The 21,509-nt window shown below is 66.1% G+C and carries 14 protein-coding genes; 8 read left to right on the top strand and 6 right to left on the bottom strand.

The genetic code is table 11. The features are described from left to right. Window positions 1-3,453: an ATP-binding protein gene (locus tag HAP40_RS08790; protein WP_166818181.1), complete on the bottom strand. Its 3,453-nt coding sequence runs from the start codon at window positions 3,451-3,453 to the stop codon at window positions 1-3. 137 nt (window positions 3,454-3,590) lie between these two features. Between HAP40_RS08790 and HAP40_RS08785 the strand changes: the two genes are divergently transcribed. The 4 genes from HAP40_RS08785 (at window position 3,591) to HAP40_RS08770 (ending at window position 12,320) form a co-directional block, all read left to right on the top strand. Next, window positions 3,591-10,061, top strand: a complete 6,471-nt coding sequence (locus tag HAP40_RS08785) for a non-ribosomal peptide synthetase (protein ID WP_166818182.1) — start codon at window positions 3,591-3,593, stop codon at window positions 10,059-10,061. A gap of 142 nt (window positions 10,062-10,203) precedes the next feature. Then, entirely contained in the window at window positions 10,204-10,380 is a 177-nt protein-coding gene (locus tag HAP40_RS08780) for a hypothetical protein (protein ID WP_166818183.1), read from the top strand. Window positions 10,381-10,611: 231 nt separating this feature from the next. Next, window positions 10,612-11,343 carry a 4'-phosphopantetheinyl transferase family protein gene (locus tag HAP40_RS08775; protein ID WP_166818184.1) on the top strand — a complete coding sequence of 244 codons (732 nt, stop codon included), beginning with the start codon at window positions 10,612-10,614 and terminating at the stop codon, window positions 11,341-11,343. Then, complete coding sequence (locus tag HAP40_RS08770; RefSeq protein ID WP_166818185.1) at window positions 11,340-12,320, top strand: LLM class flavin-dependent oxidoreductase; 981 nt, start codon at window positions 11,340-11,342, stop codon at window positions 12,318-12,320. Before HAP40_RS08775 ends, HAP40_RS08770 begins: the two co-directional genes overlap by 4 nt. A gap of 146 nt (window positions 12,321-12,466) precedes the next feature. Here the strand turns inward: HAP40_RS08770 and HAP40_RS08765 are convergent, their stop codons facing one another. The 3 genes from HAP40_RS08765 to HAP40_RS08755 all read right to left on the bottom strand — a co-directional run bounded on the left by HAP40_RS08765 (window position 12,467) and on the right by HAP40_RS08755 (window position 16,651). Next, a complete protein-coding gene (locus tag HAP40_RS08765) occupies window positions 12,467-13,492 on the bottom strand; it encodes a histone deacetylase family protein (protein ID WP_166818186.1) in 1,026 nt (341 codons plus the stop codon). Between the two features lie 188 nt (window positions 13,493-13,680). Then, window positions 13,681-14,619, bottom strand: coding sequence for an SMP-30/gluconolactonase/LRE family protein (locus HAP40_RS08760; protein ID WP_166818187.1), 939 nt, complete (start codon window positions 14,617-14,619; stop codon window positions 13,681-13,683). Then, entirely contained in the window at window positions 14,576-16,651 is a 2,076-nt protein-coding gene (locus tag HAP40_RS08755) for a PQQ-dependent sugar dehydrogenase (protein WP_166818188.1), read from the bottom strand. Before HAP40_RS08755 ends, HAP40_RS08760 begins: the two co-directional genes overlap by 44 nt. Before the next feature lie 206 nt (window positions 16,652-16,857). On the opposite strand from HAP40_RS08755, the gene HAP40_RS08750 reads away from it, so the two are divergent. Together HAP40_RS08750 and HAP40_RS08745 are read left to right on the top strand one after the other, a co-directional pair. Beyond that, window positions 16,858-17,091 carry a DUF6894 family protein gene (locus HAP40_RS08750; RefSeq protein ID WP_091884042.1) on the top strand — a complete coding sequence of 78 codons (234 nt, stop codon included), beginning with the start codon at window positions 16,858-16,860 and terminating at the stop codon, window positions 17,089-17,091. Between the two features lie 9 nt (window positions 17,092-17,100). After that, window positions 17,101-17,277 (top strand): hypothetical protein, encoded by a 177-nt coding sequence (locus HAP40_RS08745; protein WP_166818189.1) that lies wholly within the window; start codon window positions 17,101-17,103, stop codon window positions 17,275-17,277. A gap of 82 nt (window positions 17,278-17,359) precedes the next feature. On the opposite strand, the gene HAP40_RS08740 is transcribed toward HAP40_RS08745, so the two are convergent. Further along, on the bottom strand, window positions 17,360-18,133 hold the full coding sequence (locus HAP40_RS08740) for an enoyl-CoA hydratase-related protein (RefSeq protein ID WP_166818190.1): 774 nt from the start codon (window positions 18,131-18,133) through the stop codon (window positions 17,360-17,362). A gap of 119 nt (window positions 18,134-18,252) precedes the next feature. On the opposite strand from HAP40_RS08740, the gene HAP40_RS08735 reads away from it, so the two are divergent. Together HAP40_RS08735 and HAP40_RS08730 are read left to right on the top strand one after the other, a co-directional pair. Then, window positions 18,253-19,842: a gamma-glutamyltransferase family protein gene (locus HAP40_RS08735; RefSeq protein WP_166818191.1), complete on the top strand. Its 1,590-nt coding sequence runs from the start codon at window positions 18,253-18,255 to the stop codon at window positions 19,840-19,842. Between the two features lie 92 nt (window positions 19,843-19,934). Further along, the gene (locus tag HAP40_RS08730; RefSeq protein ID WP_166818192.1) at window positions 19,935-20,159 is read left to right on the top strand and encodes a hypothetical protein; all 225 of its coding nucleotides are present in this window, start codon (window positions 19,935-19,937) and stop codon (window positions 20,157-20,159) included. A 56-nt stretch (window positions 20,160-20,215) separates the two neighbouring features. Here HAP40_RS08730 and HAP40_RS08725 read toward each other — a convergent pair whose 3' ends face one another. After that, entirely contained in the window at window positions 20,216-21,502 is a 1,287-nt protein-coding gene (locus tag HAP40_RS08725; protein WP_166818193.1) for an NAD(P)/FAD-dependent oxidoreductase, read from the bottom strand. Between the last annotated feature and the right edge of the window lie 7 nt (window positions 21,503-21,509).

The following is a 21,509-nucleotide window of genomic DNA, read 5'->3' as shown; positions in this document are numbered from 1 at the left end:
TCAGGGATGGACCTGCTCGCGGACGAGTGCGTCCGCACCGAGCTCGTTGACCAGCTGCATCGCCTGCTTCAGGTCCGGCGTGTAGAAACCCTCGCTGAATTTGCCGACGACGGGCACGAGCAGCAGGCTTGCGTGCTCGCGCCGGCCGGCCTCGTACCACAAGCGCGCGAGGCTGACGGCGGTGCGAAGCTCCCAGGACAGCGCGCCCTGCTTGCGCGCGATCTCCAGCGAGAGGCTGAACATGTCCTCGGCCTCCGGCACCGATGCCGAATCGCCGTCCGAGAGCGTGATCTCGCCCTGCAGGCGATAGACTTCGGCGAGGTAGGAGTGATCGCCGGTCCGTCTCGCAGTCGCGAGCGCGCCGTCCAGCGCGCGCAAGGCGGCATCGCGCATCCCGACCTTGGCGTAGGCCTCCGCCAGCAGGCAGCGGAACCAGCAGCCGGCGAGCCAGGAATCCATCGCCTCGTACTCGTCGAGGCCGAAGCGCATTTGGCTGAGGCCTTCGTCGGCTTCGCCGAGCTGGGCCAGCGCCCAGCCGCGCAGGATCGCAGCCTGCTGCTTCCAGTGCAGGAAATTGTGCTCGGTGGCGATGATCATGGCGCGGTTGGCGTGATCGCGCGTGCCCTCGACGTCGCGCAGATGCTGGCAGAGATAAGCGCTGAACACGAGCGCAAAGGCGAGCGTGAACGGATGGCGGATCTTCTCGGCATTCGCGATCGCCTGCTCGCTGTGCTGGCGCGCCGCGTCCGGACGGCCGAGGAACCACAGGAGATAGCCGAGATAGGACAGCGAGACGACGCCGGGATCGATGCCGTGGCGCTCCATCAGGTCGGAGTGCAGATCGGGGCTGTAGAGGTTGATGCAGCGATGCAGATGATGCTGCGAGGCCGCGAAGCGGCCGCGATACAGCATGGTCATCGCGATCGAACGGTGCGCCTCGATCAGATAGCCGGTCTGCTGCGCCGGCTGCGTGCGCTGGTTCAGCCGCTCTCGCTTGGCAAATCTCAACAGCTCGACGCTGAGATCGTGCGCGCGCGTGAGATCGGCGCGGATGAAATGGCATACCCAGAGCCCGCGCGTGGCGGCGAAGGCCTTTTCGTCGTCATCGAGCTGCTGGCCGAGCTCGAGCGCGCGGATGTAATTCTCCTCGACCTCCTGCACGGCATAGCCCTTGGCAGCGATCAGCGCATTGCCGAGCGCAATGCGCAGCTCGAGCTCCATTTCGTCGGCGCCCTGCATGCGCGCATTGGCCTGCACGACGCTGAGGCCGCGGCGCAGATGACCGATCGCTTCCAGATTGGCGCCGCTCTTGGCCGCCTGCTTGCCGGCCCTGAGCCAGAAGCTGGCAGCCCCCTCGCTCTGACCGGATTCGGTCAGGTGATGGGCAAGCAGCTCCGGCTCGCGCTCGGTCTTCTCCGGATACATTTCGGCGAGCACCTGGGCGATCCGGGAATGCAGTTTGCGGCGCTCGCTGTGCAGGAGGCTCGCATGCGCGGCGTTCTGGATCATCACGTGCTTGAAGGAATAGAGCGCCTCGGGCGGATGACCGCGCCGCATGATCAGCCCCGCCTCCTCCAGGTGATTGAGGGCGGCCTCGATCTGTTCGGCGGGCGTGTTGGCGACCGCATGGAGCGTCTCGTAGGAAAACTCGCGGCCGATGGTGGCGCCGATCTGCGCGATCCGCTTGAACGGCCCCATCCGGTCCAGCCGCGCCATCAGCGAGTCGGTCAGCGTCGCCGGGATCGCGAGCTGCCGCCACGGGCCCGACAGCACGTAGCGCCCGTGCCGCTCGGTCAGGAGATTGGATTCGAGCACGGTCTTGGTGAGCTCTTCCAGGAACAGCGGCACGCCGTCGGTCTTGACGATGATCTCCTCGACGACCTCCTTGGGCAGCTCTCGCCCGGCGACGCGTTCGACCAGCGTCGTGCGAAGCTGCCGGCTCAGGCGGTTCAGGACCAGGGTGGTGATGTGCGAATGCGCGTTCCAGCTCGGCTGGAATTCGGAACGCGCGGTGACGATGACCAGGACCGGCCGGTTCTGCACGCGGTCGACCAGCAGGTCGATCACCTCGCGCGAGGTCGGGTCGATCCAATGCAGATCCTCGAACGCGATCACCAGCGGCATCTCGCGCGCAAGGCCCAGCAAGTGATTGACCAGCGCCGCGACGGTCGCGTCCTTCTGCTGTTGCGGCGACAGTTCGAGCCGCGGATAGCGGTCGCCGGTCGGGATGGACAGCAGCGCGGCAAACAGCGGCGCGACCTGCTCGACGTCGCCATGCGCGGCGGCGATCGCAGTCTCGAGGCCACTCAGCGACAGCGTGGAGGAATCCTCGCGGTCGAGGCCGAGCGTGAATTTGAGCTGCTCGGCGAACGGATAGAACGCCGTGGACGTGTAGTAAGGCGAGCATTGGAGCGAGACCTGCCCATGGCGGTCGCCGGATATCCGCTCGAAGATTTCCTGGATGATGCGCGACTTGCCGATGCCGGGCTCGCCGAACTTGACGACGACCTGGCCGTCGCCGTCCTTGGCCTGCTGCCAGCGCCCCATCAGCAACGCGATCTCTTCCTCGCGGTTGACGAGCGGGGTCAGCCGCGTGCCCATGGCGGCGGCGAAGCGAGTCTCCACCCGCGAGGCGCGCATCACGTGCCAGGCCTGTGCCTTCTCGGAGATGCCCTTCAGTTCGTGGACGCCGAGATTGCGGAATTCGAACTTCCCCTTCAGCAGCGACTGGGTCGAGGCGGAAATCACGACGCCATTGGGCGGCGCCAGCCCTTGCAGGCGCGCGGCGAGATTGACGGTCTCGCCGACCGCGGAGTCGCGCTCTTCGGTGCCCTGCCCGACGAGATCGCCGACCACGACGAGACCGGTCGCGATCCCGATGCGGACGGCGGGCGAGTGGCTGAGCGCACCGCGCGGCTCGATCGCCCTCGCGCTCGACAGCGCCCGCACGATCTCCAGCCCGGCGCGCACCGCACGCTCGGCGTCGTCCTCATGTGCGGTCGGATAGCCGAAATAGACAAGGATACCGTCGCCGACGAAACGGGCGGCAAAGCCTTCGTAATGCTTGACGACGCGGACACAGGTTTCGCGGAAGCTCGCGATCATGTCGCGCACGTCCTCCGGATCGAACTGCACCGAGAGCGAGGTGGAATCCACCATGTCGCAGAACATGGTCGTCAGCTGGCGCCGTTCCGCGCCGACCTCCGCCCGCTTTTGCGCAGGCGCCACTTCGGCCGTTTCAGCCTGAAACAGCGCCGACATCGCCCGCTGAAGCCGCTTGCGATCGCCGAGCGGCAATCCGAGCTCGACCAGATCCGGCTCGGTCAGGTCCGCCATGACGTCGAGATCGAGACGGTGCTGCGCGAAAAGATCGGTGTAATGGCCGAGACCGATGCCCTCGAGCCAGCGCTTCAGCCCGCCCTCCGTTCCCGTGCCCGGCTCATTCTCCAGCATGGTGATTTCTGCCCGACCATCATTCCGTCGAAGGGCTTTAGGCCCCCTCAACCACAGATTTTGGGGGCCGAACTTCACCTCGGACTGGACGCGTTCCCTAAGTCTTGGGAAGAATAGCCCAATCAGATCAAAAGGGAATGGCGTTGTCGGACATTGCATCCGGAGCGGGAGTGGGATCGGAAGCTTTGGGCTCCGAAACCAAGTCCTTGGCCCATATTGGCGGCCTGCTCGACCTCCATGCGCGGAAGACGCCGGCTGCACCCGCTCTCCTGGCCCCGGGTCGGCCTGCCCTCAGCTACGGCGCACTGGCTGAATTGATCCGGCAACTGGTCCGCACCCTGCGTGGCCTCGGCATCGGCCCCGCCGACCGCATCGCCGTTGCGCTGCCGCGCGGCGCCGACAGTGCGCTGGCATTGATCGCGGTCGCATCGAGCAGTGCCTGCGTCCCCGTCAATCCCGACCTGACCGCGGACGAGCTGCAGCGCTATTTCAGCGAACTGAAGCTGACGGCGCTCGTGACCCGGGCCGACATGAACTCGGCTAGCCGCGACGTCGCCAGGGCACTCGACATCGCGGTGATCGATTTCGTGCCGGGACCGGCCAGCGATCTCGGCGGTTGCGCGTTCAACGGCCCGACGGTCGGGCCGGCGAATGCCGGCGGCGCCGCGCGCGGCGAGGACGATGCGTTCATCCTGCTGACGTCGGGCACGGCGGCGCGGCCGAAGATGGTGCCGCTCACGCATCGCAATGTGTGCCTGTCCGCCCACAATGCCGGCCGCGTGCTGTCGCTCACGTCGCATGATCGCCTGCTCAACGTGCTGCCGCTGTTTCACGCCCATGGCCTGATCTCCGGCCTGCTGACGGCGCTGGCCGCAGGCTCCAGCGTGATCTGCACCGAGGGTTTCGATCCATCGTCCTTCTTCGGCTGGATGCGAGAGTTGCAGCCGACCTGGTACACGGCGGTGCCGACCATTCATCGTGCGCTGCTGACTGCGGCCGAAGCCGAGCCGGACCGCGCGCGGTCGTCGTCCTTGCGCGTGATCCGTTCGGCCTCGGCTTCGCTGGCGCCCGCGATCCTCGAGGGATTGGAAGCAAATTTCGGCGTTCCCGTGCTCGAGACCTACGGCATGACGGAGGCGGCCTCGCAGATCGCGGCCAACCCGTTCGAGCTGCGCAAGATCGGATCGGTCGGCCGCGCCGCAGGACCGGAGATCGCGATCATGGACGAGGCGGGCCGCCCGCTTGCGAGCAGCGCGCATGGCGAGATCATACTGCGCGGTCCCAACATGAGCCGCGGCTACTACAATGACGCGGCGGCAACCAAAGCCGCGTTCCGCAATGGCTGGTTCCGAACCGGCGATCTCGGCTATCTCGACGAGGACGGCTATCTCTTCATCGTCGGCCGCATCAAGGACGTCATCAACCGCGGTGGGCAGAAGATCTCGCCGCTGGAAGTGGAAGAGGTCCTGCTCGGCCATCCGGCCGTGCTGGAGGCCGGCGTGTTCGCCGTCCCGCACGAAAAGCTCGGCGAGAACGTTGCTGCCGTCGTGGTGCTGCGGCCCAATTCCGAGGCGAGCTCGGACCAGTTGCGCCAGTTCGCGCGAAAGCGACTTGCAGCCTACAAGGTGCCGAGCCTGATCCGCAGCGTGGCGGCGTTGCCGAAAGGTGCCAGCGGCAAGGTCAAGCGCAACGCGCTGGCCGGCCTGATCGCGCCCTCGGAGGGCGGCGACGAGGCGCAGGTGCCACGCAACGCGCTGGAGACCCGGCTCGCCGCGATCTGGGCCGGCCTGTTGGAGCTGCCGCAGGTCGGCACCGATCAGGACGTCTTCGCGCTCGGTGCGGATTCGCTCGCGGTGACGCAAATGCGCTCGCGCCTGCGCGGACGCTTCAGCGTCGACCTCTCGTTCGAGGACATTTTCGATTGCCCCACCGTGGCCGCGCTCGCCGCACGGCTCGGGACCGCTGCAAGCCGCCGCGAGACGGGACTACCGGCCTGGCGCCAGGCGGCGGCAGATGCACCGCTATCGTTCCAGCAGCAGCGGATGTATGTGCTCTCGCGGCTCGATCCGACGCGCTACAACTATAATGTCGTCGAAGCCGCCGTTCTCAAAGGCCCGCTCGATGTCGCCGCGCTTTCTGCGAGCCTCACGGCGATTTGCGCGCGCCACGAGGTGCTGCGGTCAATCTTCATCGAGCCGCAGGGCGAGCCGGCGCAGCTCGTGCTGCAATCGCCGCAGCGGTTTGAGCGGATCAAGCTAAAACCCTGCCCGGCCGACAAGCGGGCCGCAATCGTCAGGCGCGCGGCGCTCAAGCTCGCGCAATATCCGTTCGACCTCGCCCGCGAGCCGCCGCTGAAGGTCACGCTGCTGTCGTTCGACAGAACGAGCCACGCGCTTGTGGTCAACGTCCATCACCTCGCCACCGACGGCTGGTCGCAGCGGCTGTTCTGGGAGGAGCTTGCCGCCCATTATGCGGCCGCGCACCAGCAGAGCGCCGCCGTGCTGCTCCCGCCCACCTTCCAATATCGCGACTTTGCGCTCTGGCAGCAGAGCTGGGCGCTGACACCGGCGGCCAAGGGGCAACTCGACTATTGGCGGACTCAGCTCGATGGCGTCACCACGCTGCCGCTGCGAACCGACCGGCCGAGGCCGGAGGTCTGGAGCGGCCACGGCGCCCGTCACTATCTCGAATTCTCCAAGACCCTGTCGGCCGACCTGCGCGCGCTGAGCCAGAACCAGGGCGTCACGCCCTTCATGACGCTGCTCGCGGCCTTCCAATGCCTGCTGTTCCGCCTCACCTCGCATGACGATGTCGCCACGGGATCGCTGATCGCCAACCGCAACCAGATCGAAAGCGAACGCCTGATCGGGCTGTTCGCCAACCCCCTGATCCTGCGCAACGATTTCAGCGGTGATCCGAGCTTCGGCGAGATTCTGCGGCGGGTGCGGCAGGTCACGCTCGACGCCTACCGCCACCAGGATCTGCCGATCGAGGAGGTGCTGCGCGCGCTCCAGATCGCGCGCCGGAGCGACGGCAATCCATTGTTCCGGATCATGTTCATCCTCCAGAACGCCTCGATCGAGGCGGCCCGCTTCCGGGGCCTGTCGACACGGCGGCTGGAAATCGATCCCAAGGTGGCGCGCTTCGACATCACGCTCGAGCTGGTCGAGGCCGATGGCCGCTTCACCGGATTCTTCGAATACGCCACCGATCTGTTCGACGCGGCGACGATCGAACGCATGGCGATCCAATTCAAGACTCTGCTCAAGGCCGTCATCGCCAATCCGGAGCAGCGCATCTCGCGCCTGCCGCTCCTGACAGCGGCCGAACGCCGCCAATTGCTGGCGCAAGGCCGGGGCGCGCCGGTCGATTTCGCCAAGCGCGGCAATCCGAGCGAGCGCTTCGATCGTCAAGCCAAGCGTAGGCCGAACGCCGTTGCAGTGTCGGACGGCCGCGCGTCCCTGAGCTATCGCGATCTGGCGCAGCGCAGTCAGGCGGCCGCGCGCTGGCTGACGCGCAAGGGCGTTGGCGCCGAGAGCGTGGTCGCGCTGCTGGCGGAGCGCGGACCGGACCTGCTCGCGGCGATGATCGCGGTGCAGCGCGTCGGCGCGGCCTTCCTCAATCTCGATCCCGACCAGCCGCCGGCCCGCCTTGCAACCATCCTCGGATCGAGCTGCGCCCGCGTGCTGCTGACCGGACGAGCCCAGTCCGCCACGGCCGAGACGCTGCTCGACTCGCTGGTCGAGCGCATTCATGTGGCCGAACTCGAAGACGTGGTCGCGCCAGCGGCGGCCAAGCCGGTCCGCGCCGCACCGCGTGCCGCATCGAGCCTCGCTTATCTCGTCTACACGTCCGGCTCCTCCGGCGCGCCGAAGGGCGTCATGATCGAGCAGCGCGGCCTGTCGAACCATCTGGCCTCGCTCATCTCCGAGCTCGGGCTCTCGGCCAGGGACGTGATCGCGCAGACCGCGCCGCAGAGCTTCGTCATCTCGGTCTGGCAGTTCCTCGCCGCGCCCATGGCCGGCGCGCGCGTGCATATCTGCGGCAACGCGACGGTGCAGGACCCCATCCTGCTGGCACAGGAGATCGAACACGAAGGCATCACGGTGCTCGAGATCGTTCCCTCGCTCTTGCGCGTCGTCGTCGAACGAATGAACGAGGCACGGGTCCGGCGCGCCTTCGCCAGATTGCGACTGCTGATCTCGACCGGAGAGCCGCTGCCCGTCGATCTCTGCAACGCCTGGTTCGCCCGCTGCCCGAAAGTGCCGCTGATCAACGCCTATGGCGCGTCGGAATGTTCCGACGACGTCTCCCTGCATCGCCTGACCAAGGCGCCGGCGGCCGCGACCGGCAACGTTGCGGTGGGCGCGCCGCTGCCGAACACCCAGCTCCACGTGCTCGATGCAAACCTCCAGCCGTTGCCGCTCGGCGTGACCGGCGAGCTCTGCATCGGCGGCGCCGGCGTCGGCCGCGGCTATATCAACGATCCCGCACAGAGCCGGCAACGCTTCCTGCCCGATCCGTTCTCGCACCGGACAGGCAGCCGGCTCTACCGGACCGGCGACCTCGCCCGCCGCCGCGCTGACGGCACAATCGAATGCCTCGGCCGCGCCGACCATCAGGTCAAGATCCGCGGCTACCGTATCGAGCTCAAGGAGATCGAGAACGTGCTCGCCGGGCATCCCAATGTGCATGCCGGCATCGTCGAGGCGCGTCGCGAGGCAAGCGGCGATGTCAGGCTGGTCGCCCATATCGTCGCAAGGCCCGGCAACACGAGCAACGCCAGCGAGCTGCGCGAATTCCTGAAGAGCCGTCTGCCGGGCCACGCGGTCCCGTCCGCCTTCCTGTTCCTGGATCAGGTGCCGCTCAACGCCCATGGCAAGCTCGACCGGTCCGCGCTTCCGGCGCCGGCGCAGCAGGAGGTGTCTGGGCCGGATGTAGCCCTGCCGGCGCGGGGCTTCACGGAAAAGGTGCTCTCCGACATCTGGATCGACTTGCTGAAGGTCGAGAGCATCGGCGTCACCGACAATTTCTTCGATCTCGGCGGCCATTCGCTGCTCGCGGGCCAGACGATGGCGCGCATCGCTCGTGCGCTCGGGGTTTCGCTGCCGATCAAGACCATCTTTGAGGCCCCGACAATCAAAGAGCTTGGCCGGCAGGTCGATGCGGCCGTGGCCGCGAAGCCGCGCAAGCGTGCCGCGCGCGGGGCAAGGTCGATCGAAACAACGCGGGCTGAAACGAGGCCGACCGAAGGCGGTCCTCCGGCGCCCTCGATCGCGCAGGATCAGATGCTGCGGATCGAACAGAACCTGCCGGGGCTGCCGCTGTTCAACCTGCCCTTCGCCTTCAGCCTCAAGGGCCCGCTCGATCGGGCCGCCCTGGCGCAGGCCATCGACGATATCGTCGGCCGGCACGAATCGCTGCGAACCAGCTTCAACTGGAACGGCGAGGAGCCCACCAGCCATGTCGTCGCGCCCGGCATCATCGGTCCTGCCCTGACGGTCGAGACCATCGGCGACGGTCATCCCCATAACAACAAGCGGCGCAGGGCGCTCGAGCTCAGGAAAATCAACCTCCTGATCGAGCAGGAGACCTTTGCTCCGATCGACGCCACGCGCGCGCCGCTGTTGCGCGCCCGGTTGTTGCGGCTCCACGACGACGATCATGTGCTGCTGCTGACGCTGCATCACGCCATCGTCGATGGCTGGTCGATCGGCGTGCTGTTCGAGGAATTGTCCACGCGCTATGCGGCGCTGGCCGGATATCCGTCGGTACCGCTGCCGAAACCGCCGCCGGCCTTTTCCGACGTCGCGCGCTGGCAGCGCTGGTGGTGCGGCACCGGCGCGGCCCGTCGCCAGGCCGCCGACTGGACTGAGGATTTGCGTGGTGCCGGCCCCGTCTTCGACGGCGCGTCAAGCCCGGGGGCATCCACCGGGCATCACCCAGTGAGCCTCGAGCCCGAGTTGGTCAACCGGATCACGGCCTTCGCCGGCCAGCATAACGCTACCCTGTTCATGTGCCTCCTCGCCGGCCTGAAGGCGCTGCTGCTGGCACGAACGGGCCGCACCGATATCGTGGTCACCACCGCGATGGCCAATCGCGCCCAGCCGGACACCGACCGCATCGTCGGCCCGTTCGAGAACACGGTGATCGTCCGCAGCGAAATTACGCCCGAGCTGTCGTTCGGCCAAGCCCTGGCGCGGGTACGCCGGAGCGTGCTGGACGCGCATGTGCGGCAGGAGCTGCCGTTCAGCATTTTGGCCGACCATCTGGAGCGGGAGGGGATAGACCCCGCCTCGCTGCTCCAGGTCTATTTCACCCTGCAAAATCCGCTGCGCCAGCCGCTGGCTCTGCCTGATCTCGCGACGGAGTCCATCGGCAACATCGCGCGCGAGGGCCAGCCGGTGCTGCCGATCGACCAGACCTGGCTGTCGCTGATGCTGAAGGAGCGCCCGGCCGGAATCACCGGCTCGTGCAATTACAAGCGCGAATTGCTGGACGACCATATGGTCCGGACGTGGATGAAGGATCTGGTCATACTATTGGCGGCCGCCATCGCCCGGCCCGACATGCCGCTCGGCCGGTTGCTCGCTCGCAGGGCGGCATGATCGGTCGCGCAGGACGGGACCAGTACGGATTCACTCGTCAAAGCTGTGAATGAGCAAGTTGCATCTTGATTATTTGGGCGCTAGCGCGCAACATTATTCCCGCGTTTTGATCTGGACGATTATTTTCAACCGGGGGAGTGTTATGGGTATCATCAAATTTGCCAAGGGCACCACATTGAGTGACAAGGATCGCAGGGCCCTCCAGAAGCTGCTCACCGCCGAGAAGAAGAAGCTCCAGTCCGCACTGAAGGACGTCGACGCCAGCCTTTCGTTGCTGGGCGGAGCGAAGAAAGCCAAGAAGAAGGCGAAGAAGAAGTAAGGTTCGTCGGCGGGACGCCGCACGAATCTCAGACTTCAACGTTCGGAGCCGGGCCGCTTGTGCGTCGCATTGGGGTCTCGCACAAGCTTGCGCCTGTAAACCGGCCTGCAAATCGACAAGAATTTGCCCGGGTGTACCGCTAGCAGCGGTCTGCACGGGTTGCTTCTTGCTCAGGTGATTCTTCCGTCGGGATCGGGGATATGGCCTCGTCCGACGCCAAAGGCCCATTTGATGGCAGACGATAGGATTGAACTCTTCGTCGGACTGATCGAAACGATCGACGCGCCGGGCGCGCTCGATGCGTGCCGACGGCTGCTCTCGGTCGACGAACGGATCCGGGCTGACCGCTTCATGTTCGAGCGGCATCGACGACAGTACATTTTCGCGCATGCCATGCTGCGCATGGCGCTGTCGCAGGTCGCGTCCAACGTTCCTCCCTCCGACTGGTCCTTTGCGGCCGGCCGTTACGGGCGGCCGTTTGTCGCAGCGCCCAGGACCTCGACCGCGCTGCATTTCAGCCTGTCGCATGCCGACGGATGCGTCGCCTGCGTCGTATCACGGCATGAGGCCGTCGGCGTCGACGTCGAAACCGTGTCCCGGCGCGTCGCGCCGCTGTCCACCGCGCTCCGCTTCTTTGCGCCGGAGGAAATCGAAACCTTGCGCGGGCTGCCTGAGCCCGCCGCGATCGAGCGCTTCTTCGACTATTGGACGCTGAAGGAGGCCTATCTGAAGGCCAGGGGCTTTGGGCTCAATCTGCCGCTCGACGCCTTCGCCATGCAGGTGTCACGCGAGGCCATCGAGATCAGCTTCAAGCCCGACATTGCCGACGATCCGCATGGCTGGCGCTTCTCGCTATGCTCGCCCTCCCCTTCGCACCGGCTCGCGATCGCCGACGGCTCCCGTGCGGCCGGCGGCCTTCCCATCAGCCGCAATGCCTGGCCGCTCCGGGAAGCGGCTGAATGACGGCTCCGCGGCTGCGGGTCTTTCCGGCGATCTCTCGCAACCGTGACCCCAGGACATATGTCGGTGAGCTGATGCGGGTGGCGCGGTTCGCCGACCAGAACCGCTTCGAAGGCATCCTGCTGTTCGAAGGCAACGACGTGTTCGTCACGCCCTGGGCGATGGCCCAGCACATCATCGCGGAGACGGCGCGATCTTCACCGCTGATCGCCGTCAATCCGGTCTACATGCATCCGTTCACGGCGGCCAAATTCGTCTCGTCCTTCGCGCAGCTCTACGGCCGCAAGGTCTATCTCAACATGATCACGGGGACCGCGGTCAGCGACTTGCAGGGACTGGGCGATGACTCATCGCACGCCGACCGCTACGTCCGGCTCGCGGAATTCGTCACGCTGATGCGTGAGCTGCTCTCGAGCCCGCGACCGTTGAATTTCCAGGGGCATTTCTATCGCGCCAGACATCTGCAATTGCGACCGCGCCTGCCGCCGGAGCTGATGCCAGAATTCCTGATCGCGGGCCAGTCGGAAGCGGCGCAGCGCGTGGCACGAGAGACCGGCTGCATCAAGATGCAGATGCTGCCATCCGATCTCGATCGCGGGCGCGACGTAGCAGGCATGAACTTTGGGATTTTCGCCCGCGAGGGACGCGAGGAGGCGCGGCAGGCGGCCAGGGCCCGTTTTCGCGACAACGTCGATGATCGCGAGCTGCTCGCGCTCACCGTGGAAAATACCGACTCCGTATGGAAGCGCCACCTCTATGCCGGCCAGAACGCCGAGCTTGCCGACAATGGCTACTGGCTCCTGCCGTTCCTGACCTTCCAGGCCGACTGTCCGTATCTGGTCGGCAGCTACACCGAGATCGGCACGAAGCTGAGGGAATTTGCGGCGAGGGGCCTGACCACGATCATGCTCGACATGGTCGCCGACGAGACCGAGATGCAGCACGTCCGAAAGGCGCTCGCGGCGAGCGGGATGTTTTGAGCTCTCGCCTTACTTTCCGAATTCTCCGCAATCGTCATGGCCGGGCTTGTCCCGGCCATCCGCGCGTCGCCGCGCCGAACAAAGATCGTGGATGCCGGCGACAAGCCCGGGCATGACGACCTGCGCGGGCGGAGGCGAAAGAGACTTCACCGCGCCTCTTCGAACCCTGCCAGCACCGAGGTCAGGTTTGCGCCGAGGATATCCGAGAGATAACCGCCCTCCTGCACGAACACGGTCGGCAGGCCCATCTTCGCGATGGCTCGGCCGATGCGGCGGAAGCCCGGCGTGGTGACCGCCAATCCCTTCAGCGGATCGTGCTCGGAGGCATCCAGGCCGAGCGCGATGACGAGCGCGCCCGGCGCAAAGGATTCGATCGCCCTGCGCGCGACGTCCAGCGCCTGCATGTAGGCGTCATCGCCGGTGCCAATGGCCAGCGGGATGTTGAGATTGGCGCCGAGGCCGGGCCCCTCGCCGCGCTCATGGGCATAACCCCACACATATGGATAATAGGCGACTGGATCGGCATGGATCGAGATCGTGTAGACGTCCGGCCGCGCATAGAAGATTCCCTGCGTGCCGTTGCCGTGATGGACGTCGACATCGAGGATGACGACGCGCTCGTGCTTCTGCCGTAGATGCGCCGCCGCGATCGCGCTGTTGTTGAGGAAGCAGAAGCCGCCGGCCATGTCGCGATAGGCGTGATGGCCGGGCGGACGGCAAAGGGCATAGGTCGCGTCCTCGCCGTCCATCACCATCTGCGCCGCCGTGACCGCGACGTCGGTCGCGGCGCAAGCGGCGGCCCAGGTGCCGGGGCCGATGGGCGCTGCGGTATCGGCGGTGTGCCAGCCAAGCTTGCCGACGATGTGGGTGGGATAGGTCGCAGCGTGGCGCACCGGATGGATGTTGCCGATCATCTCCGGGCCGGAATCGCCAAGCGCCGTCCAGGCGTCCCAGGCTTCACTCAGGAAGGACAGATATTCCGGGCTGTGAATTCGCGCGCGAGGCCCCTGCCCGAACATCGTCGGCTCGACCAGTTGATGCTTGCCGTCCTTCAGTCCCTTGAGCAGGCGATCGGCACGCTCGGGCTGCTCGGTGGTGCGCTTGACGACGCCGCGAACCAGGAAGAATTGCGGATCATGGCTGCGGTGCAGCTCGGTATGGACGGCTTTCACTCAAATACTCCGTGGTCGCGGTTCTCTTGACGTGCCACGAAAGTCTTGGTCCCCGCAGCGCCCAGATGCAAGCAAGAAGAATGCCGCACCTGTCGCGCGGCTCTGCGCCGGAAGCAGATCGTCCGAACGTTCTTTTCACTTGAGCATGATCTTTCCGGAAAACCGCTGCACACTTTTCCAGATCATGCTCAGCAGCGGCCGCGCTGGAGACAGTGCTCGCGGCCGGGCTGGTCGGTGCGGAAGGATTCGATGAAGCCGCCCTGACGCTGGGTGACGAAGACGGATTTGCCGTCACCACCGCCGAAGGCGAGATTGGTCGGCTCCTTGGCCCGGAGCGCGATCTCGCGCTCGACCACGCCGTTGGGCTTCAGCAGCGCGATCGCCCCCTTGAGAATGCGCGCCACATAGAGACGGCCGGTGACGTCGGTGCGCAGGCCGTCGATGCTGTCGGGCTGGAACGACTTGACGAGCTTTGCGTCGACGAGATCGTTGCCCCGGATGCCATAGGACCAGATCTGGCCGCTGCTGGATTCGCCGACATAGAGAGTCTTGCCGTCCGGGCTGAGATCGATGCCATTGGTGGTGCCCATCGCGCGCGGCGCCGACATGACCTGCCCCTGCACTCTGCCGTCGATGCCCTTCGCAATGCGCCAGATATAGCCTTCCCGGCCTTTCCAATTCGGATCGCTCGCATAGATCGTGCCGTCGCGCGCGATCGTGATGTCGTTGGGCTGGTTCATCTCGTCGGAATGAAACCAGACGGCCGGCACTGCCGTACCCTTCGGGATCGCGAAGATGTTGTGCTTCTTGTAGTCGGCAATGAACATGGTGCCGATGCGATCGAAACGGATGGCGTTGCCGACGCTGCCTTCGGGCAGCACCGTGAACAACTCCGACGCCGTGCCGCCGGCCGGCAGCCGGCCGATGGTGCCGGGCTTGCCGAAATTGACCACGAAGAGGTTGCCGTCGAGATCGGCGGCAGGCCCTTCGATGCCGAAGGTATACTCGCCCGCCGGCGTCACCTGCACGCTTTCGAACAGCTTGGTCTCGGCAGCGGCCGGCGGCGTCGCGACGAGCAGGATGCTACTGCACAGGCACCAGAAATTCCTGCCGGATGTAATAGCCATCGTCGTCGGTGCACTCGCCGTTCAGATAGGAATCGGCCGGCCGGAAGAATCGGCTGAAGCCGGGTTTGTCTACAGCGCTCCTTTGTGTCACGACCACGACCTTGGCGGCCGGTATTTCGCCGCATTCCTTATTGGTCCTGCCAAAGAACTTGCGCTGCGGCGGCCCGGACTTGATGCGCATTCGCGTGCCCGGCACCATCTTCGCAACCAGCAGGTCAGCGGTATCGAGCAGCCGCGTGTAACCCGGCTCGGTCTTCGGCAGGTGTTCGCCGCCCGGCGGCATCAGCTTCTCCGCGCCGAGACCGCGCAGCCGCGTGCGCAATCTGCCCGCGTCGGGATCGCCGGGATAGATCCAGCCGTCCTGCGACAGCATGAAACGGAGAGCAGCGCCGTCCTTGTCCGTCTCCGATTGGCCGGGCTTGAGGCCGAAATCCGAGTGGCAGCCGGCGCAATGCTTCTCGACCAGGCTCTTGCGCAGCGTCGTCAGCCGGACGGTGTTCTGCGCATCTCTCGCCACGAAGGCGGCGAGCTGGTCGATCATCGCCTGGCTGCGCGCCTCGCAAGGGAGCGGCGCCGCCGCATCGCCCGCGGCGCGGTCGATGCGGATCACGGTCCTGTTCTTGTCCTCGACCAGCCAGATCGCGCCGTCCTCCGCCACCGTCATGCCGACCGGAGCACCTTGCGGCCGCACGCCGTTGACGCGGTGCCAGCCCGAGATCAGCTCCTCGAACGGCGCGGCGGCGACTTCGCCGGCGTCGGTCTGAAAGCTGCGGGTCGGGTCAGCCACGCAACTGACGTGGTAGTGCACCGGCGCCGGGCTGGGCTTGGGGAAGCCGCGGTCGTCGACGTCATAGATCAGGATGCGGCTTCCGGTCGGGCGATAGCCGTGCAGGCCCACCAGCAGCTTGCCCTCCAGCTCCGGAAATCTGCCGCCGCGATAATAGAGCATCGCGAGCGGCGCACCGTGCGGCGGCATCAGCGAGAGCGGCGGCTTGTAGAGCGCATTGGCCGTGCAGAGCGATTTGTAGACCCCGGTTTGCAGCACGCGCCTGAATTGCGGGCTCGGCGTCGACACATCGGTGCAATACGGCCAGCCGTAATGCCTGCCCGGCTCGATCGCGTTGATCTCCTCGTTCGGCTTGAAGATGTCAGGCAGGTCGCGGCCGTTCTCCCCTTGCAGGAAGGCGTAGCCGGCATCGGGAAAGTTCGGATGCAGCGCCAAGGCCATCGAGTTGCGCAAGCCGCGCGCATAGACGCGGTGCGGCGGGTCGGGATCCTTAGGCGTCAGCGCCGGGAAAACGCCGCCTGCAGGCGGCGTGAACAGCCAGATCGATGCCATCGCAGACGCGCCCTCGGCGGCCGCGCATGGCTTCGCGATCGGTGCGGGCGTGACGCAGTCGTCGTCATGTGAGCCGATATTGACGAACAGCCGCCCGTTCCGGTCGAAGACGAACGGCTTGAGCGGATGCGCGCTGTCGTCGATTCTGGTGCCGTCGGGCAGAGCGATCCGCCGGCCGGGCATGTGCCGGATGATGGTCTCGACCGTGCCGCGCGGATTGTCGGCGAGCGGGTCGAACCGGAAGATCGTCTCTGCGGTCGAGGCATAAAGCTTCTTGTCGGGGCCGACCACCAGGCCGAACGGATATTCGACGCCGGTCAAGAGCTCCTTGAAGCGCTGGCCCGGGGGCGCGTGCGGATCGAGCAGCAGCAGCCGTCCATCGGCATGGCCCCAGCCGCCCATGTCCGCCACCACGAACAGGTCGCGGCCGGGCAGCTGGATGATCGCGCGCGGGAATCTGAGGCGGTCCTCTTCGCTGGCGACGAGGCCGGCGCAGAATCCCGCCTTCATGTCGAGCTGAATCCTGGGAAAGGCGAGATCGCCGCTGCCGCAGGTGTCGGTACCGATCGCATAACCGCTCTTCTTCGCCGCTTCGGACGACGCTCCCGGTACGACGCCGAGCAGCGCCCCGGCGACGACAGCCGCAAGCAAGCGGAGGCGTCTGCCTCCACGCTGAAATGTAAGGTAGTTCACGGTGGCTTCCCCGGATTCCCGGTAAACTTGTTTCATGCCGCCGGAGCGCCGTCCAGTTGATGCTCACCCGCCTGTGATCAAACCTGAAACGGCGTTGGCACCGACCAATCTCCGTAGTTTCCCTTACCGGGTTCGACCCGAATGTTTCGCGAATGCCCTGGGTGGTATCAGTTTGCCATCCCAGCCGCTCCCTACAGGAGGCGAATATGGTCCAGGTCTACTTTCACTGCTCCAATACCGAGGGCACCCTGATCGATCGCTACGGCGCCGCCGTCTCCAATCTCACGGAGGCTCGCGACCGCGCCGCCCAGATCATGCGGTCGATGATCCTGACGCCGAGCAACGAGGATTGGCGCGACTGGGTGATCCATGTCAGCGACGACGACGGCGAGGAGATTTTTGACCTCCCCTTCACCGCCATGCTTGGCAAGCCTCATTGAGGTGATGCGATGTTGCTCGCTTCCCTGACCCTGCTCCGCCAGCCCCTGGGCTTCGTCGCCATCAAATGGCAGACCCTGATGAGGGTCGCCGGCGATCCGTACCGTCCCGAGCTTCACTATATGCGCGGACCGGGCCCGAAATGGCGCGCCAAGTACCAGGCCAGCCGGCTGGACCGCTCGCTCTGAGACTGCGGCCCCGTCGCTTTCGACGACCCCTTCCCGACTCATCATGCCCGGGCTCGTCCCGGGCATTTGCGTCTCGGTCCCCCTACTTGCCAGTAAACTTCGCCTTGCGCTTCTCGACGAAGGCATTGCGGCCCTCGATGGCGTCGGTGCTCTTGCGGATCGTGGCCTGAAGCTCGATCTCGCGGCGGAACTGCGCCTCGTAGGTCGCGTGCTCGCTCTCCTCGACGAGCGCGCGCGTTGCGACCAAGGCGCGCGTCGGACCATCGGCCAGGCGCCGCGCCAAAGCGAGGGCTTCCTCCATCAGCCTGGAATCGTCGACCACCTGCCGCACCAGACCGATCTCATGGGCGTGCTCGGCCGTGAGCGGCTCGTTCAGCAGCATCAATTCGAGCGCGCGCTGGCGGCCGATTAGGCGCGGCAGCAGCCAGGTCGAGCCGAGATCGGGCACCAGAGCGATGCGGCTGAAGACCTGGATGAAGCTCGCCGACCGCGCCGCAACGATGATGTCGCCGGCCATGGCCAGGCTGAAGCCGCCGCCGGCCGCCACCCCGTTGACGGCGACGACCACCGGCACACGGCACTCGCGCAAGGCCTTGAAGGCCGGCCAGTAAAACCGCATCACGCCGGCCGCGATGTCCTCGCCGAGCGCTTCCGATGCCTTCAAATTCTGTCCTGAGCAAAATCCGCGCCCGGCGCCGGTGAGGACCAGCGCGCGGATATCTTCGTCCCGCGTCATCTCGGCGACGGCAACAGCGAGTGCGCCGAGCAGGTCCGGCGTCATCGCGTTGAGGCTGGCCGGCTCGTCGAGCGTCAGGATCCCGACTGCGCCATCCCGCGCCTGTTTCACACCAGCCATGTCGCGTCTCCCTTTCGATGTTCTCATTTGCCGCAATGTGCCATTGTCCGCGGGCTTCGCCAATTGCGGAGCCTCGAATTCAACGCCGCGACGCCATCGGCAAGCATCAAGACGACATCATGCCTCACCAGTTCAGCCTCAACCAAACCGTCCGCAAACCCGCCGTCACATCCAAGGGCGGCATCGTCGCCTCGCAATCGCGTCGAGCTGCCGAATTGGGCGTGCAGGTGCTGGCGGCGGGCGGCGACTGCGTGGACGCGATCGTCGCAACCACCATGGCGCTGAACGTGCTGGAGCCCTGGAACAGCGGCATTGGCGGCGGCGGCGCGATGGTACTCTACCGCGCGAAGGAAAATCGCACCGAGGTGATCGACTACGGCATGTGCGCGCCGCAGAGCCTGCGCACCGCCGACTATCCGCTCAGTGGGGAAGGCGCCGCCTCCGATCTCTTCCCCTGGCCGCGGGTGAAGGACGATCGCAACGTCCACGGCCCCGGTTCGATCGCCGTGCCCGGTGTCGTCGCAGGGATGGAAGAGGCGCATCGCCGCTACACCAAAATGCCGTGGAAGGATCTGGTCGCGCCGGCCGCCGCGCTCGCCGGCGAAGGCCTGCTGGTCGATTGGTGGACCACGGTGACGATCTCGGGCTCTGCCGCCGATCTGAGGCGCTATCCCGCGAGTGCGGCCGCATATTTGAAGGATGGCCTGCCACCGAGCGCGCCATGGGGCATCAAGGCCGAGACGCGGCTGCCGCAGGACGGCCTGAAGGCGACGCTGTCACATCTGGCCGACGCCGGCCCCCGCGATTTCTACCAGGGCGATCTCGCCAGGAGTATTGCCTCCGACATCAAAGCCGACGGCGGCTCGTTGTCGGTCGAGGATCTCGCCGCATTCCGCGCCCATCTGCGCGCGCCGCTGGCGATCCCCTATCGCGGCGGCAAGGTGTTTGCGACGCCGGAGCTCACAGCGGGGCCGACGATGGCGCATGCGCTGCGCCTGCTGCAGCAGAGCCTGACGCCCGCAGGCGCGCCGGATGCCGGCACCTATGTCGAATATGCGCTCGCCTTGCAGGCGGCCTTCCGCGAAAGGCTCAAGGACATGGGCGATGCCGACGGCAAGCGTTCGCTCGGCGCCGAATATCTGGCGCCCGCCTGCACCACGCATTTCTCGGTGGTCGATCGTCACGGCAACATCGCGGCGGTCACGCAGACGTTGCTCTCGTCCTTCGGCTCGAGATATGTGACACCGCACACCGGTATCACCATGAACAACGGCATCATGTGGTTCGACCCGACCCCGGGCACCACCAACTCGCTGGCGCCCGGCAAGCGCTGCCTTTGCAACTACACGCCCGTCATCGCCGAGACCAAGGACGGCAAGCGCCTTGCCGTCGGCGCATCCGGCGGACGCCGCATTCTGCCCTCCGTGATGCAGCTCGTATCCTTCGCAATGGATTTCGGCATGGATCTCGATGCCGCCATCCATCAGCCGCGCATCGACGCCAGCGAAGGCGCGATCGTGATCGGAGACACCCGGCTGCCAGCAGACGTACGCAAGACGCTGGCCGCGCGCTTCGATTATGAGGAGAGCCGGGTGCAGGCCTTGCCGCAGAAATTCGCCTGCCCCAGCGTGGTGATGCGCGAGGGCGACACGAATTTCGGCGCGGTCGAGATTTTCCAGCCCTGGGCTGACGCGGTGGCGGAAGACTGAGCGTCACGACTCCTCCGCATTTGCGCGCGACACGGCGATCGATGTCGGTTCGTCGAACGGACAGATGCGTGCCTAACAAGAGAGGATTTCTGATGAAGAAGCTCGCGCTCGCCGCAACAGTGATCATTGCTGCCGGCTTGACCATGCCCAGCGTGGCATTGGCCAAAGGCGGTCATGGTCACGGCCATGGCCACGGCCATCATGGCGGATACCATGCACATCGCCATGGAACTCCGCCCGGATGGCATCATGGCCGCAAGGTCGGCTGGCGTGGTCACGGGTGCCCGCCCGGCCTGTGGAAACAAGGCCGCTGCTGAGGCACTTAACTGCAAGTCGTGCAAGGCGTCGCTCCCAACCGGGCGGCGCCTTTTTTCTAAATGCCGAGCCGGTCGCGCACGCGGCCCGCGATCACCGCGGTCGTCACCCCGACCGGCCAGAACGCGTGCATCGGGATCGGCTTGATGCCGGTGACGGGCATGTCGATCTCGGCCTTGGGGCCGCCGATCAGCCGGCGGGCGAGCTGCGCGCCCATCGCGGTCGAGAGCGCCACGCCGCGGCCGTTGCAGCCGAGCGAGATCAGGATGTTCTCCGCGGGCTCATGAACGTGCGGATAATGATCCTTGGTGATGGCGAGCCGGCTATTCCAGCCGTGGGTCCAGGCCACACCCTTGAGCTGCGGCCACAGCCTCTCCGCGTATCGCATCAGATAGGCGACGTCGTTCGGCGACTTGATCCAGCGCATCGGACCGCGGCCGCCCATCAACAGGCGATTCTGCTGATCGATACGGTAATAGACCGTGATGTGCCCGCTCTCGTACAGGACGGAGCGCGTCGGCATGATCGAACGGGCGACCGCATCGGAGAGCGGCGCGGTGGCAGCAATCGATGAGAACACCGGCACGATGGTGCGGCGGAGCGTTGGCCAGAGATCGTCGGTGAAACCGTTGGTGGCGAGCAGGACCTTGTCCGCATGAACCACGACGCGCGGCGTCTCGATGCGCCAGCGCGAGCCGTCGCGGCGCAAGGACAATGCCGGCGTCTCGCCAAAGACCTTGGCGCCCGCCGAGATCGCAGCGCGCGCAAGGCCACGGGCATAGCTGAGCGGATGCAGGTCGCCGCCGCGGGTATCCAGCATGGCACCGATATAACGGTCGGTGCCGGTCATCTCGCGGAGCTGCTCGCGGTTCAGATAGGACACCGGCATGCCGCGGCGGATGCATTGCTGCGCGGTCCTCTCGATCGCGGCGGCGCTGGCCTCGTGATAGGCCGCGCGCAGCGTACCGTTCTGCCGCGCTTCGCACGGAATCTGGTAGCGGCGGATCAATTCGTGGGTGAAATTCGTGGTGCCGTAGGAAAAATCGATCATGCGGCGGCCGAGCTCTGCGCCGAAATCGGCCTCGATCTGATCGGGGTCGTGCTTCAGTCCGGGATTGGTATGCCCGCCATTGTTGCCCGACGCGCCCCAGCCCGGCTCCTGCGCCTCCAGCACCAGGGCTTCGACGCCCTGCTCGGCCAGATGCAGTGCGGTCGAGAGGCCGGTGTAGCCGCCACCGACGATCGCGACGGAGACAATCTTGTCGACGTCGAGCGGCGGCGTGGCAACCGGCGCGACGGCGGTGTCGGCATAGAGCGAAGGCGGCAAAGGCAGGCGCGTCGTCATGGCAAAG

It is taken from the genome of Bradyrhizobium sp. 1(2017) (genome assembly GCF_011602485.2).
GTDB lineage: Bacteria > Pseudomonadota > Alphaproteobacteria > Rhizobiales > Xanthobacteraceae > Bradyrhizobium.
Note: the sequence above shows the minus strand (reverse complement) of the source record. Positions and strands in the feature narration are given on the sequence as shown.

Coding starts and splice junctions, on each gene's coding strand:
- HAP40_RS08760 (WP_166818187.1), bottom strand. CDS start 14,619: ATGGCTATTACATCCGGCAGGAATTTCTGGTGCCTGTGCAGTAGCATC.
- HAP40_RS08775 (WP_166818184.1), top strand. CDS start 10,612: ATGGCAGACGATAGGATTGAACTCTTCGTCGGACTGATCGAAACGATC.
- HAP40_RS08750 (WP_091884042.1), top strand. CDS start 16,858: ATGGTCCAGGTCTACTTTCACTGCTCCAATACCGAGGGCACCCTGATC.
- HAP40_RS08735 (WP_166818191.1), top strand. CDS start 18,253: ATGCCTCACCAGTTCAGCCTCAACCAAACCGTCCGCAAACCCGCCGTC.
- HAP40_RS08745 (WP_166818189.1), top strand. CDS start 17,101: ATGTTGCTCGCTTCCCTGACCCTGCTCCGCCAGCCCCTGGGCTTCGTC.
- HAP40_RS08740 (WP_166818190.1), bottom strand. CDS start 18,133: ATGGCTGGTGTGAAACAGGCGCGGGATGGCGCAGTCGGGATCCTGACG.
- HAP40_RS08770 (WP_166818185.1), top strand. CDS start 11,340: ATGACGGCTCCGCGGCTGCGGGTCTTTCCGGCGATCTCTCGCAACCGT.
- HAP40_RS08725 (WP_166818193.1), bottom strand. CDS start 21,502: ATGACGACGCGCCTGCCTTTGCCGCCTTCGCTCTATGCCGACACCGCC.
- HAP40_RS08785 (WP_166818182.1), top strand. CDS start 3,591: ATGGCGTTGTCGGACATTGCATCCGGAGCGGGAGTGGGATCGGAAGCT.
- HAP40_RS08790 (WP_166818181.1), bottom strand. CDS start 3,453: ATGCTGGAGAATGAGCCGGGCACGGGAACGGAGGGCGGGCTGAAGCGC.
- HAP40_RS08780 (WP_166818183.1), top strand. CDS start 10,204: ATGGGTATCATCAAATTTGCCAAGGGCACCACATTGAGTGACAAGGAT.
- HAP40_RS08730 (WP_166818192.1), top strand. CDS start 19,935: ATGAAGAAGCTCGCGCTCGCCGCAACAGTGATCATTGCTGCCGGCTTG.